Origin of the sequence: Streptomyces sp. NPDC087270, from assembly GCF_044744625.1 — a bacterium.
Classification (GTDB): domain Bacteria; phylum Actinomycetota; class Actinomycetes; order Streptomycetales; family Streptomycetaceae; genus Actinacidiphila.
Window position 1 is genome coordinate 1 of record NZ_JBIUYR010000017.1, and the last position, 14,508, is coordinate 14,508.

Consider the following 14,508-nt stretch of genomic DNA (forward strand, 5'->3'; position numbering starts at 1 on the left):
GCCGCATCAAAACTCAACGACGCAAACTGCAACACCCGCGACCCCACCCCCACCCCAAACCGCTCACCCTGCGCCCCCGCCAAATTCGCCAACCCCGAATGAGAAACCACCACACCCTTCGGCCGCCCCGTCGAACCCGACGTATAGATCACATACGCCGCATTGGCAGCGCGCAGCGGCGCCGTGCGCTCGGCGTCGACCACGCGGCCTGGCGTGCGCCGCGCCACCGCCGCCGCGACCTCCGGATCGTCCAGGGCGATCGCCCGCGCCCTCACGGACTCGGGCAGTGCCTCGCGGCCGGCCTCGGTGCACAGCACCGCGGTCGGGTCGGCGTCCTTCAGCACCAGAGCAATCCGGTCCGCCGGATACGCGGGGTCCAGCGGGACGAAGGCCCCGCCGGCCATCGACACCGCCAGCAGTGCCACCAGGGTGTCCGCCGACCGCTCGGCGACCACAGCGACCCGCTGCTCGGGCCCCACCCCCATGGCGATCAGGTGCCGCGCCAGGCGGCCTGCCTCGTCCTCCAACTCGGCGTAGCCGAAAGTCCGCTCTTCCGACTCCAGGGCCACCGCGTCCGGTGTCCGCCGCACCTGCGCGGCGAGCAGTTCGGGCAGCGTCGAGGCGGGTACTTCGGGCTGGATGTCGTGCCAGTCCCGGGTCACCCGGGCGAGTTCGTCGCCGTCCAGCAGCCCGATGCGTGCCAGCGGTGCGTGCGGGTCCGTGACGAAGCCCTCAAGCACGTGTTGCAGCGCGGCGAGCACCCGCTCGGCGTGGGAACGGTCGAACAGGTCGGTCCGGTGGTCGAGTTGCAGCTCCATCCGCTCGCCCGGTGCGACGATCAGGCCGAGCGGATAGTGGCTGGCGTCCCTGGTCCTGCCGTCGAGACGGATGGTGAGGGAGTCAGGGCCGTCCGGCACCGCGTCCGCCGAGCGGGGATAGTTCTCGTACACCACCAGCGTGTCGAACTCGGCGCCCGGCCCTGCGAGCTGCCTGATCTCGGTGAGCCCGAGGTGCTGGTGACCCAGCAGAGCCACCTGGCGCGTCTGAAGCGCGGAGAGCAGGTCGGCGACGGTGAGGCCGCCGGCCAACTCGACCCGGACCGGCAGGGTGTTGATGAACAGGCCGATGAGCGAGTCGGCGCCCGGCAGGTCCGTGGGACGGCCGGCGACCGTGGTGCCGAACACCACGTCCTGCCGTCCCGCCAGCCGGGCGAGGACGACCGCCCACGCGCCCTGGACCACTGTGGCCATGGTGACGCCGAGCTGACGGGCCAGTGCGTCCAGTGCCCGCGTCAGCTCTTCGGTGCACTCGGCGAGCACCGCCTCGGGACGCAGGGGTACCCGGGCGGGGTCGGCCGGGGCGACCAGGGTGGGCTCGTCCGCTCCGGCCAGTTCCGCGCGCCACGCGGTCCGCGCCGCTTCCCGGTCCTGACGGCCCAGCCAGGCCAGGTAGTCGCGGTACGAGCGGGCCGGGGGCAGCGCCCGGACATCGCCCCCGGTCCGGTAGAGCGTCGACAGTTCGTCCACCAGGATCGGCAGCGACCAGCCGTCGAGCACGATGTGATGGGTCGTCATCACCAGCCGGTGGCGCCGCTCGCCAAGGCGGATCAGCAGCACCCGCAGCAGCGGGCCTCGCGCGAGGTCGAAGCCGACCGACAGCTCTGCCTCGGACAGCCGGGTCGCTTCCGCCTCCGCCTCGGCCGCCGGCAGGCCGCTCAGGTCGGCCTCCTGCCAGGGGAGTTCCGCGTGCCGGACGACGACCTGCACCGCCTGGCCCGACCTGCGCCGGCGGAAGCCGGCCCGCAGGGCGCCGTGGCGGGCGATCAGGCCCTCCCAGCAGCGGCGGAGCCGATCGGCGTCCAGCGGCCCGTCGAGGGCCAGGGCTCGCTGTCCGGTGTACACGTCGGACGCCCCGTCCCCGAAGGAAGCGTGGAACAGCAGCCCCTCCTGGAGCGGGGACAGCGGCCAGATGTCGTCGATGGCGATCGGGGTCCGGGTCATCGCGTACGTCTCCTCATGGCGGTAACAGAGGTCACAGCGGTCACGGCGGTCACAGCTTCGGTTCGGCAGCACGGGCGGAGCAGGGGCGGAGCAGGGGCGAAGCAGGGGCGAAGCAGGGGCGAAGCATCAGAGGGTGGAGGGATCAGGAGCTGGAAGGATCAGAGGGGAGGTCGGGAGACGGGAGGGGTGGAATCAGTTGAGGTCGTCGGCGAACTCGGACTCCAGGGCCTCGATCTCGTCCTGGTCGAGATCGAGCAGCGCGAAGTCGGAGGGTGTGTGGCCGCCGGCCGACGGATCGGCGGTGTGGACGGCAAGGCCCTCCAGCAGTTCCAGCCAGGTCTGGCCGAGGCGCTCCGCCCGGCCCTCGCCGAGCAGCGTTCCGGGCCAGCTCAGCGTGAGCGTGAGCAGGGGCCCGTCCGGGGTGTCCGCCACGACGGCGCCGGCGGCCAGCACATGCGGCACCGGCATGTCCGGGTCCGCCGTTCCGACCATCGCGGTCTCCCCGGCCGGCTGCCAGGCGCGGACCGGGCTTCCGGGCGCTCCGGCGGCGGCGAACCGGCCCAGGTAGTTGAAGCCGATCTCCGGGGTGGGAAGATCCGCCAGCACCCTGGCCGTGTCCGGATTCGCACGGCGGAGCAGGCCGTGGCCCAGCCCGTCCCCGGGCACCGCCTGCACCTGCTCCTTCACCCGCTTGACCAGCCGGCCGGCCGAGGCACCGCCGGCCGCGGCATCCGCCAGGTCCAGCCCCGACACCTCCAGCCGCAGGGGATGCGCCGCGGTGAACCAGCCCACCGTCCGGGACACGTCCATGCCCTCCGACAACGGCTCGCGGCCGTGCGCCTCGACCTCCACCAGCAGTCCAGCGCCGCCGGGGTGCGGACGCCATCGCGCCACGGCTCCGGCCAGCGTTGCCAGCAGCACCTCGTGCACACCGCAGTGGAAGAGCGCCGGGGTACGGCCGACCAGGACGGCGCTGCGGTCGGCGGGGACCGTCCACTCGCGGCGGGAGAGGGTCCGGACGGTGTCGCGGGCCGGGTCGAGGGAACGGACCCCGCCCACGGTCCGCGCGTCGGCCCCGGACAGCAGACCCACCCAGCCGTCCAGCTCCGCCAACCGCTCCGCGCTCCGCGCCGAGCGCTCCAACTGCCGTGCCCAGGAACGGAACGAGGTGCCACCGGCCCGCAGGACGCTCTCGGGCTCACGGCCGGCGGCCACGGCCTCGCAGGCCGCCCGCAGATCCGGCATCAGCACCCGCCACGACACCCCGTCGACCACCAGGTGGTGCGCCACGAGGGCCACCCGACCGACCCGGTCCGGGCCGGCGTCCACCCACACCGCGACCACCATCACGCCGGCCACCGGGTCCAGACCGTCGATCGCGTCCCGGGCCGCGCCGGCGGTCACGTCGTCCAGACGGTCGTCGGGGACACCGACGGCGTCCACGCGCACGGCGCGCCCGGACGCATCCACCGTGCCGGGTTCCGGCACCACGAGCACCGGGTCATCCGGCCCACCCCCGACCCGGGCCCGGAGCATGCCGTGCGCGGCGAGCACCGCCCCCAGCCCCGCTGCCAGCACATCCGTCCCCAGCCCGGCGGGCGCGCCCACGGCCATCCACTGCGCGAACCGCGGCCGCAGCGCGTCCGCGCCCACGGCCCGCATCACCGGCGTCCACGGCACCTCGCCGACACCGCCGTCCTCGATCTCCTCCGACGCGTGCGCGGTCGCGACCGCCACCGACGCGAGCCGCTCCGGGGTCTTCTCCTCGAAGACCTGGCGGGGCGTCACCACCCAACCGGCCCGGCGGGCGCGGGAAGCGAGCAGCATCGACATGATCGAGTCGCCGCCCAGCTCGAAGAACCCGTCCCCGACCCCTGCCTCCTCCAGGCCCAGCACCTCGGCGAACAAGGCGCAGAACGCCTCCTCGGCGGAGGTCGCGGGCGCACGGGTGGCAACGGACGTGAGGTCGGGAACGGGCAGGGCCGCGCGGTCGATCTTGCCGTTGACGGTCAGCGGGAAGGCGTCCAGCACCACCACCGCCGACGGGACCATGTACTCCGGCAGTCTCGTCGCCGCGTGGGCCCGTACGGCGTCCGCGTCCGTGTTCGCGTCCACCGCTCCGACGACGTACCCGGTCAGCCGACCGCCGTGCGCCAGCACCACCGCCCGCGCCACACCGGGATGGGCGGCCAGGACGGCCTCGACCTCGCCGAGTTCGACGCGGAAGCCGCGGATCTTCACCTGCTCGTCCGCCCGCCCGACGAACGCCAGTTGGCCGTCCCCGGTCCAGCGGGCCAGGTCCCCGGTGCGATACATCCGACCGCCGCCGCTGCCGTCGCCGTCACCGAACGGGCACGCGACGAACCGTTCCGCCGTCAGGTCGGCCCGGTTGATGTACCCACGAGCCAGACCCTCACCCGCGACGTACAACTCACCTGTGACGCCTACGGGGACCGGCCGGAGGTAGGCGTCGAGGACGTAGGTACGGACGTTGGGCAACGGACGACCGATCGCCGGCGCCGGGTCCTGACCGGTGATGCCCTCCTCCAACAGCACGGCGGTAGAGATGACGGTCGCCTCGGTCGGACCGTACGTGTTCCACACCCGCGCGTTCTCACGCCACCTCGCCGCCAGGCCGGCCTCCAACCGCTCCGCACCCAACACCCAATTGCCGATCCCCGAAACCGCCTCCGGCTCCAGCACACCCAACAACGACGGCACGACGCTCGCCACTTCGACACCCGCCGCCCCGACCATCCGCGCCAGCGCCGAAGAATCCAGCCGCTCCTCCGCCGAAGCCACCGCCAAGGCCCCACCCCCGGCCAGGGTGACCGCCACATCCAGCACCGCAGCGTCAAAGCTGAACGACGCGAACTGCAACGCCACCACACCCGGCTCCACCCCAAGAACCGGACGCATCGCCGACGCCAAATTCGCCACCGAAGCATGAGCCACCGCCACACCCTTCGGCCGCCCCGTCGACCCCGACGTATAGATCACATACGCCAACTGGTCGGGGACGACCGCAGGCAGACCGCCCTCGTTACTCCCCACCTCATCGAGCAGGACCGTCTCGACATCCGCCGACAACCGACCAGCGGTCTCAGGCGTCACCAGCACCAGCTCGGCATCGCTGTCCGCCACCATGAACACCAGCCGCTCCGACGGATACTCCGGGTCCAGCGGCACATACGCCCCACCCGCCTTCCACACCGCCAGGATCGCCACCACCATCTCGACCCCGCGCGGAAGGCACAGCCCCACCCGCGACTCACCACCCACACCCCGCGCCACCAACCCCCGCGCCAACACATCCGAACGCGCATCCACCTCCGCATACGACAACCCCCGACCCCCCGACCACAACGCCACCGCGTCCGGGGTCTCGGTCACCCACCCACGGAAACGGTCCAGCACCGTGCCGGACTCAAACGGCCGCGCCGTGGCATTCCACTCCTCGACCACCGCAAACCGCTCGGACTCCTCCAGCAGGTCGATCTCGCCCAACCGCACCCGCGGATCAGCCGCCACCTGCCCCAACACCCGCACCAGGCGGCGAACCATCCGCAGGGCATCGGGACGCCCGAACACGTCGGACCGGTAGTCGAGACGGATCGCAAGGGCGTCGGCCGGGGTGACCCCCAGCGCCAGCGCGAAGTTGGTCGACTCGCGGAGTTCGGTGCCCGCGAGCGACAGTTCGTCACCGACCGGCTGGACATCCAGGTCGCCCGGGTAGTTCTCGAAGGCGAGCAGCGTGTCGAAGGTGGCGCCGGGGCCGGCTGCCCGCTGGGCCGCGCTCAGCCCCACGTGCTGGTGGTCGAGGAGCGCCGACTGCCGCGCCTGGAGGGCCTGGAGCGCCTCGCGCACCGACCGGGCCGCGTCCAGATCGACACGCACCGGCAGCGTGTTGATGAACAGGCCGAGCATCGTCTCCATGCCCGGAAGTTCCGCCGGGCGCCCTGCCACCGTCGCGCCGAACACCACCTCGCGACGGCTCGTCAGCTGGCCCAGCACCATCCCCCAGGCCAGCTGGATGACGGTGTTGAGTGTCACGCCGGCGCCACGGGCGACCCGCTCCAGGTCGCGGAGCAGTTCGGCGCCGGCGCGGCCGGTCACCCGGTCCAGGACGACGGCGGCCGCCGCGCTCGGCTCGGTCGGCGCGACCAGCGTCGGCTCCTCGATCGGCGCCAGTTCGGCCCGCCACGCCTCCAGCGCCGCCGCCGTGTCCCGACCGGCCAGCCACGTCCAGTACGGCCGCGCCGACACGGACGCGGCGAGTCCGTCCGCCCGGCCGCCGGCCGCGTAGAGCACCCACAACTCGCGCAGCATCAACGGCAGCGACCAGCCGTCCAGCAACAGGTGGTGCAGCGTCACCACCAGCCGGGACCGGCCGGCGCCGGTCCGGATCAGGGCCACCCGCAGCAGCGGCGGCGCGCCGAGGTCGAACCGCGCGGACCGCTCCTCGGCACCCACCCGATCCGCGGCGTCCTCGCCCAGCCCCGTCAGGTCGACCTCGCGCCACGGCAGTACAGCGCGGCCGACGACCACCTGCACCGGACCTGCCGCGCCCGCCACCTGCACGAACCCGGCGCGCAGCGCGGCGTGCCGATCGAGCAGCGCCTGCCACGACGCGTGCAGCCGGGGCCCGTCCACGTCGCCGTCGAGTGTCAGGACCAGCTGCTCGACGTATACGTCCGCACCCTTGTCGTCGAAGAGCGAGTGGAACAGCAGGCCCTCCTGGAGCGGCGCGACGGGAAGGACGTCCACCAGCTCCGGAACCGCCGACTCGATCTCCTCCACACCGGCCTGGTCCAGCGCGACCAGCGGGAAGTCCGACGGGGAGTGACCACCCGCCCCGGCCCCGACATCCGCCACCAGTTCGGCGAGCACCCGCGCCCACGCCGCCAGCAGTCCGCGCGCCCGGTCCTCGCCCATCAGCCGTTCCGGGCACGCCGCTCTCAGCTCCAGCACCGCACCGCCCGCTGACTCGCGTACCGACCCCAGCAGTTCCACGGCGTGCATCGGCGGGGCATCAGGGGCGCTCCGGGCCCCGAAGTTCTCGGTCGCCGCTCCCCGGCCCAGGTAGTTGAAGCCGACCTGGGCCGAAGGAAGGGCCGCCAGTTCTTCGGCCGTGTCCGGGTTGACGTGCCGCAGCAGCCCGTAACCGAGGCCGTCACCCGGGACGGCCCGCACCTGTTCCTTCGCCCGCCGCACCGACGTGTCGCCGTCCGTGCTCAGCCGTACCGGACGCGAGGCGGTGAACCACCCCACCGTCCGCGACAGGTCCATCGCCTCGGCCAGCGGCACCCGGCCGTGTCCTTCGACGTCCACCAGGAACCCGCCCACGCCGGCCCACTCGCCGACCGCCCCCGCCAGCCCCGCCAGCAACACCTCGTCCATTCCCGCGTGGTAGGCCGCCGGGACCGCTGTCAGCAGCGCCGCCGTGATCTCCGCCGGTACGGTCACGGCCACCTCGCGAACCGTCGCGCCCACATCCACACCGGGGTCCAGTGCGGCGTCCGTCAGCAGCGGGTCCGGGCCGTCGCCCGCCAGCACCGCCCGCCACGCCCCCAGCTCGGCCACCCGCTCCGGGCGCCCCGCCTCCACCGCCAACTCCCGTGCCCACGCCCGGAACGGCACCGGTACGGGGTCCAACTCCACGGCGTGTCCAGCGGCGAGTGCGTGGTACGCGGACCACAGGTCCGGCAGGAGCACCTGCCAGGACACCGCGTCGACGACCAGGTGGTCGGCCACCACGACCAGCCGCCCAGGTGCCTCCGGCCCCGCGTCCAGCCACACCACCTGCAGCATCACCCCGGCCGCAGGGTCCAGGCGTACCACCGCCGCGTCGATCTCCGCGTCCACCAGGGCCACCAATGCCGCCGGGTCCGGGCGGTCCGCTCCCGCCGCATCGACGCGCGCCACCAGCCCGTCCACCGACACCGCGTCGCCCGCCTCCGGCACCATCAGCAGCCCGGGCTCCGCCACCAACCGTGCTCCCAGCACCTCATGGCGCTCCACCAGGGCCGCGACCGCCGCCCGCAGCGCCGCCTCGTCCAGTCCCGCAGGGGCCTCGACCACCACCGACTGCACGACGGCGCGCACGCTGCCGGCACCGACCCGGTCCAGTACTTCCCGCATCACCGGTGTCAGCGGCACCTCACCAGCGGCAGTGTCCGGCGTGAGAGCGCCGTCAGCCGTCCCGTCGACCGGCGTCGCCACGGCGGCCAGCCTTGCCGGCGTCCGTAACTCGTGCACCTGGCGGGCCCCGACGACCAGACCCGCGCGGCGGGCCCGCGACACCACCAGCATCGCGGTGATCGAGTCGCCGCCCAGCTCGAAGAAGCTGTCCCCGGCTCCGACCGCAGCCGCCTCCACGCCCAGCACCTCCGCGAACAGCGCGCGCAGCGTCTGCTCGGCCCCGGTCGACGGGGCGTGCGCATCGGCGGACCCGAGGTCGGGCGCGGGCAGGGCGGGACGGTCGATCTTGCCGTTGACGGTCAACGGGAGCGCCTCCAGCGCGATGACCACCGACGGAACCATGTACTCCGGCAACCGCGTGGCGGAGAAGGCCCGCACGTCCGGCCCGTCCGCATCGCCGACGGTGTACCCGACCACCCGCCCGCCCCGCACCACCGCCACGGCCCGCTCGACCTGCGGGTGGGCGGCCAGCACGGCCTCGACCTCGCCGAGTTCGACGCGGAAACCGCGGATCTTCACCTGCTCGTCCGCCCGCCCCACGAAGGCCAGTTGGCCGTCCGCGGTCCAGCGGGCCAGGTCACCGGTGCGGTACATCCGGCCGCCGTCGCTGCCGTCGCCGCCGCTGCCGTCGTCGAACGGGCAGGCCACGAAGCGTTCCGCCGTCAGATCGGTCCGTCCGATGTACCCACGAGCCAGACCCTCGCCCGCGATGTACAACTCGCCCACCACGCCTACGGGAACGGGCCGGAGGAAGGCATCCAGGACGTAGGTACGGACGTTGGGCAGCGGACCGCCGATCGCGGGCGCCGGGTCCTGACCGGTGATGCCCTCCTCCAACAGGACAGCCGTGGTGATGACGGTCGCCTCGGTCGGACCGTACGTGTTCCACACCCGCGCGTTCTCACGCCACTTCGCCGCCAGGCCGGCCTCCAACCGCTCCGCACCCAACACCCAATTGCCGATCCCCGAAACCGCCTCCAGCTCCAACACCCCCAACAACGACGGCACCACACTCGCCACATCGACACCCGCCACCCCCACCATCCGCGCCAGCGCCGAAGAATCCAGCCGCTCCTCGGACGAGGCGATCGCCAACGTCCCCCCGGCCGCCAGCGTCACCGCAACATCCAGCACCGCGGCGTCAAAACTGAACGACGCGAACTGCAACGCCACCACCCCCGGCTCCACGCCAAGGACCGGACGCATCGCCGCCGCCAAATTCGCCACCGAAGCATGCGTCACCCCCACACCCTTCGGCCGCCCCGTCGACCCCGACGTATAGATCACATACGCCAACTGGTCAGGAGCAACTACCGGCAACTCCCCCACTCCGCTCTCCAGATCGTCGAGCAGGACCCTCTCGACATCCCCAGGAAGGCGGTCCGCCGTCTCGTCCACGACCAGGACCAACTCGGCGCCACTGTCGGCCGCCATGAACGCCAACCGCTCCGACGGATACTCCGGGTCCAACGGCACATACGCCCCACCCGCCTTCCACACCCCCAACATCGCCACCACCATCTCCACCCCGCGCGGAAGGCACAGCCCCACCCGCGACTCACCACCCACACCCCGGGCAATCAGCCCGCGGGCCAGGGCATCGGACCGCCCATCCACCTCCGCATACGACAACCCCCGACCCCCACACCACACCGCCACCGCATCCGGAGTTTCAACCACCCACCCCCGGAACCGCTCCACCACCGTCGACGCGTCCACCTCCCGCGCCGTGGCATTCCATCCGCTCACCACCAGGGCACGCTCGTCGTCCCCCAGCACTCCGATCCGCCGCACCGGCACCGTCGGGTCGCCGACCGCGCGCTCGACGAAGCCGACCAGCGACCGGCGGACCCCCCGCACCCACGCCCGGTCGTAGAGCGCCGCGTTCGCCTCTACGGTGATGTCGATCCCCGAGCCCGTCCGGTCGACCAGCACCCCGAAGTCCTCGACCAGCCGGGTGGACACGTCCCGTGCCACGCCCCGGCAGTCACCGAAGGCGAGTTCCCCGGTCCGCGGCAGGATGTTCACGTACGGCCCGAAGTGCCAGCGGTCGCCTTCCGGCCAGCCCAACTCCCGGCGCAGCCACTCGCCGCGGTACCGCTGGTGCCGGAGCAGTTCGCCGACGGCCGCGTCGGCCGTCCGGGCGAGGTCGATCAGGTTCGCCGCGGCCGGCACCGGGAATCGCAGGGGCAGCATGTTCGCCTTGGTCATGCGGGCGCGCAGGTCCGCCTCGCCCACGCGGCCGGTCAGGGGCAGGCTGAGCAACGCTTCCGCCGACCCGGCCATGCCGCTGACGTAGGCGCCGGCGGCGGCGACCAGCAGCCGGGACGTCCGCAGGCCGGCCCCGCCGGCCGCGGCGCGCAGCGCGTCGACCGCGGCGGGGGTCAGGCCACCCGTCTCCCGCAGCACTGCCCCGCCTCCGGTGCCGGCTTCACCGCCCCGTGGAAACCCGGAGACGCCGGAAAGGCGGGGGCTTTCCGCCATCTCCGGCCGATCCGAGAATCGGTCGTACAGATAGCGCCGATCGTCCTCGAATTCGGCCGAGTTCCGATACCTCGCCTCCTCGTCAAGCGCCTTGCTCAACGAGATGCTTTCGGAATTCTGGTACGCGCTGCCCGCGACGGACGCCGAATACACCTCGGCGACCCGGCGCGCCATCAGCGTGCACCCATGACCGTCGAGCAGCAGGTGGTTGTAGCCCTGGAACCAGCAGTGCCGGTGGGAATCGATTCTGAAGAGCACGAAAGAGAAAAGGCGCGCTCCGAGCGGGTTCTCCACGCCGGCGAGTTCCTGGCGCATCCGGGTCTCGGTCCACGCCCGCCGGTCGTCGCCGTCTTCGTCCGGTTCCTCGATGCGCAAGGTCCATGGCCGGGCGGCGTGCGGCACGGCGCGCACCCCGCCGACCGCGTCCTCGGCGAATCGCACGCCGAGGATCTCCGTCTCCTCGACCGTCCGGCGCAGCGCGGCCTCGAAGGCGGGCACGTCCAGGGCACCCGTGATCTGCACGGCCTGCCCGACGCTGTAGAGCGCGCGCGGGCCCCCCAGGCGCTGCGCGTGCCAGATGCCCTCCTGGCCGTCGGACAGGGAGATACCGCCATCGATTCGCTCGCTCATGCCTACCCCCGATCCGTATTCCCACTTCATGGGCATGCGGCTGCCCAAGCACCATTTCGTGGGAAACGCAAGGCAAAGAGCTTCCGCTCGGGAAGCTCGTTGAGAATCTCATCCCGTGTGCCGAAAATCCCGGTGGAACGTCGAACAAAGCCCGTTCACAGCCGGTCCGGTCACACAGAACGATACCTATCGGATGGCGCCGTCCAACCCGCCGTCCTGGTCACTTGGACGCGGTCGCGGCGCGCGCCTGCGGCCAACGCTCGTATCGTTCCGTTCCCTTGACGGGAAGGGGAAAGGAGACCTCGATGACGAGCCCGCCGCCCGGCCTGGCGCGGGCGCTGAGGGTGGCGTCGTGGGCCGCGGCGATGGCCCGGACGATCGACAGGCCGAGGCCGTGGTGGCCGTCGCCCGCTGTGCGGCGCATGCGCTGGAACGGTTCGAAGAGCTGGTCCACGCGGTCCTGCGGGACTTCGGGGCCGGTGTTGGAGACCGTGAGGACGGCGCGCCGGTCGTGCCGCCGGACGGTGATGTCCATGCTGCCGTCGGGAACGTTGTAGTAGGCGGCGTTGTGCACCAGGTTGGCGACCAGCCGCTCCAGGAGCGCGGTGTCGCCGGCGACCGGCGCCGGCTCGGTGCGGTCCACGATCCGCACGCCGCGCCGCTGGGTCTCCGTCAGCTGGGTGAGCAGCACGGACTTGGTGACGTCGGCAAGGTCGACGGGCTCGGTCCGGTCCATGCCCCGCTCGCTGACGGCCAGGGTGAGCAGAGACTCCAGCAGGGCTCCCTGGTGGGTGCTGATCCGCAGCAGGCGCTCGAAGTTCTCCCGGAAGGACTGGGCGGTGGCGTCGGGGTCGAGGAGTGACTCCTCCAGGAGGGCGCGTTCCACGGTGAGCGGGGTGCGCAACTCGTGGGCGGCGTTGGCGACGAAGCGCTTGTGGGACTCCAGGGCGGCTTCGAGCCTTTCGAGGAGTCCGTCGACGCTGTCGGCGAGTTCGCTGATCTCGTCGCGGGGGCCCTCGACGGCGAGGCGCTCGTGCACGTTGCTCGCGGAGATCCGGCAGACGCCGGCGTTGAGCGTGCGCATGGGCCGGAGCACCCGCCGGGCCAGGAGCCAGCTGAGCACGATGGAGATCGCCGCCATGATGGCCAGGGCCGTTCCGGACTGCACGAGGAGGTCGTGCATCTGGGCGCGGTGCAGCTGGGCGGATTGCCTGCGCATCTGGTCGTCGAGCCAGTTGGTGACGGCCGGCGGGGACGCGGAGCCCGGACCGAGCGGGATGACCGTCTGGGGTTGCGGAGCGCCCCCTGGCGGGGCGCTGACCGGTGGGAGGCTGCCCGGCGCTCCGTGGAAGGCGGTGACCACGCTGTGGATGGGGTGGTTGACGAGCAGGTAGGTGATGCTGAGCAGGACGGCGCCGGAGGCGATGAACAGCAGCCCGAAGAGCATGGCGAAGCGGACCCGGACCCGGCGGGGCGTGAGGACGCGGATCAGGGCGCGCGCCCGAGTCGCGGCGGCGGAGCGGCGCAGGCGGTCGCGGGTGCGGGTCAGGAGGGTGGTCGCCATGTCAGATCCGGTAGCCCTCTCCCGGAACGGTCCGGATCACGGAGCGGTCGACGAGTTTGGTCCGGAGCCGGTTGACCGTGGCCTTGACGGTGGTGGTGCCGGGATCGGCGATCTCGTCCCAGACCTTGGCGAGGAGTTCGCCGGTGGTCACGGTGCGGCCGCGCGCGCCGAGCAGGCATTCCAGGACCCCGAACTCCTTCGCGGTGAGGGGTAGTTGGGTGCCGTCGTGGCTGGCGGTGCGGCGGGCGGGGTCGAGCCGCAGGGGGCCGCGGACGAGCACGGGCTGCCGTACGGGGTGGGCGCGGCGGCTGAGGGCGCGGGTGCGGGCGAGGAGTTCGGCCCAGGCGAAGGGCTTGGCGAGGTAGTCGTCGGCGCCCAGGCTGAGGCCCTCGACACGGTCGGCGATGGTGGCGGAGGCGGTGAGCATGAGCACCTTGGTACGGATGCCGTCGGCGGCGAGTTCGGCGCAGACCTCGTCGCCGTGCACGTCGGGGAGGTCGCGGTCGAGGATGACGACGTCGTAGTCGGCCTCCAGGACGAGGTCGAGCGCGGTCCTGCCGTCGTAGGCGGTGTCGACGGCGAAGCCCTCGCGGCGGAGCACCCTGGTGATCGAGTCCGCGAGTTCCGTGTGGTCCTCCACCACCATTACTCTCATCGTTCCCCCTACGAGACACGGGTCACCGACGGCAGGGTCCCCCACCCCGGGTCACACCCCGGTTACTGCGTTCACAGGCTGGCGCACCAGCCCGCGCCTGGCAACAGCACCCGGCTCCGCGACCCCGCCGCGTGGCCCGGGTCCGGCCGGGCGGCTCCTCTCCGGCCGGGCGGCTCCTCTCCGGCCGGGCGGCTCAGATGCGGTATCCGGCGTGCGGCAGCGTCTCGATGACCGGCGGGTCCCCGAGCTTGCGGCGCAGTCGGCTGACGGTGACCTTCACGGTGTTGCTGAACGGGTCGGCGTCCCGGTCCCAGGCACGCTCCAGCAGTTCCTCGGCGGAGACGACGGAGCCGCCGGCGGCGAGCAGCACCTCGAGTACGGCCATCTCCTTCGGTGACAGGTCCAGCTTGCGCCCGCCGCGCAGCGCCGTGCGGCGGGCGGGGTCGAGTGCGATGTCGCCGCGGGTGAGGACCGGGGGCACGGCGGGCTGGTCGCGTCTGCCCAGGGACTGCACGCGGGCGATGAGTTCGGCGAGGGAGAACGGCTTGGCCAGGTAGTCGTCGGCGCCCAGGTCCAGACCGTCGACGCGGTCGGCGATGGAGCCGGAGGCGGTGAGCATCAGGACGCGCGACGGGCTGCGCTGCCGGACGAGTGCCTGGCAGATCTCGTCGCCGTGCACGAGCGGCAGGTCGCGGTCCAGGACGATGACGTCGTACGCGCCCGAGGAGGCGCGGCTCAGCCCCAGCTCCCCGTCGTGCGCCAGCTCCACGTCCATGGCGTTCCGGCGCAACCCCCTCGCGACGCTCTCCGCGAGATCCCTGTGGTCTTCCACGATCAGTACCCGCATATCCCCACCTTCTCAGGCGGAGCATCACACGGCGGTAACAGGCGACGCGGGGCCCCGCCGGGGGCGTGCAGGACGTCGCTCCTACGGCGGTGGGAGGCAGACCTGCCGCCGGCGGCGCCGCAACGTC

5 protein-coding genes are annotated in these 14,508 nt (G+C 72.6%); all 5 read right to left on the reverse strand.

Annotated features, from left to right (window positions below; all coding sequences use genetic code 11):
- On the reverse strand, positions 1–2,000 hold a 2,000-nt coding region (locus ACIPAE_RS29060), incomplete at its 3' end, for a condensation domain-containing protein (protein WP_402449114.1).
- Between the two features lie 192 nt (positions 2,001–2,192).
- Entirely contained in the window at positions 2,193–11,315 is a 9,123-nt protein-coding gene (locus ACIPAE_RS29065; protein WP_402449117.1) for an amino acid adenylation domain-containing protein, read from the reverse strand.
- 220 nt (positions 11,316–11,535) lie between these two features.
- Positions 11,536–12,879 carry a sensor histidine kinase gene (locus ACIPAE_RS29070; protein ID WP_402449119.1) on the reverse strand — a complete coding sequence of 448 codons (1,344 nt, stop codon included), beginning with the start codon at positions 12,877–12,879 and terminating at the stop codon, positions 11,536–11,538.
- Position 12,880: 1 nt separating this feature from the next.
- Entirely contained in the window at positions 12,881–13,534 is a 654-nt protein-coding gene (locus ACIPAE_RS29075) for a response regulator transcription factor (RefSeq protein WP_366411157.1), read from the reverse strand.
- Positions 13,535–13,727: 193 nt separating this feature from the next.
- Positions 13,728–14,381 (reverse strand): response regulator transcription factor, encoded by a 654-nt coding sequence (locus ACIPAE_RS29080; RefSeq protein WP_329372603.1) that lies wholly within the window; start codon positions 14,379–14,381, stop codon positions 13,728–13,730.
- Positions 14,382–14,508: the final 127 nt, after the last annotated feature.

Bases quoted from the DNA above. Each gene is read 5' to 3' on its own strand.
- ACIPAE_RS29065 (WP_402449117.1), bottom strand. From the start codon at position 11,315: ATGAGCGAGCGAATCGATGGCGGTATCTCCCTGTCCGACGGCCAGGAG.
- ACIPAE_RS29070 (WP_402449119.1), bottom strand. From the start codon at position 12,879: ATGGCGACCACCCTCCTGACCCGCACCCGCGACCGCCTGCGCCGCTCC.
- ACIPAE_RS29075 (WP_366411157.1), bottom strand. From the start codon at position 13,534: ATGAGAGTAATGGTGGTGGAGGACCACACGGAACTCGCGGACTCGATC.
- ACIPAE_RS29080 (WP_329372603.1), bottom strand. From the start codon at position 14,381: ATGCGGGTACTGATCGTGGAAGACCACAGGGATCTCGCGGAGAGCGTC.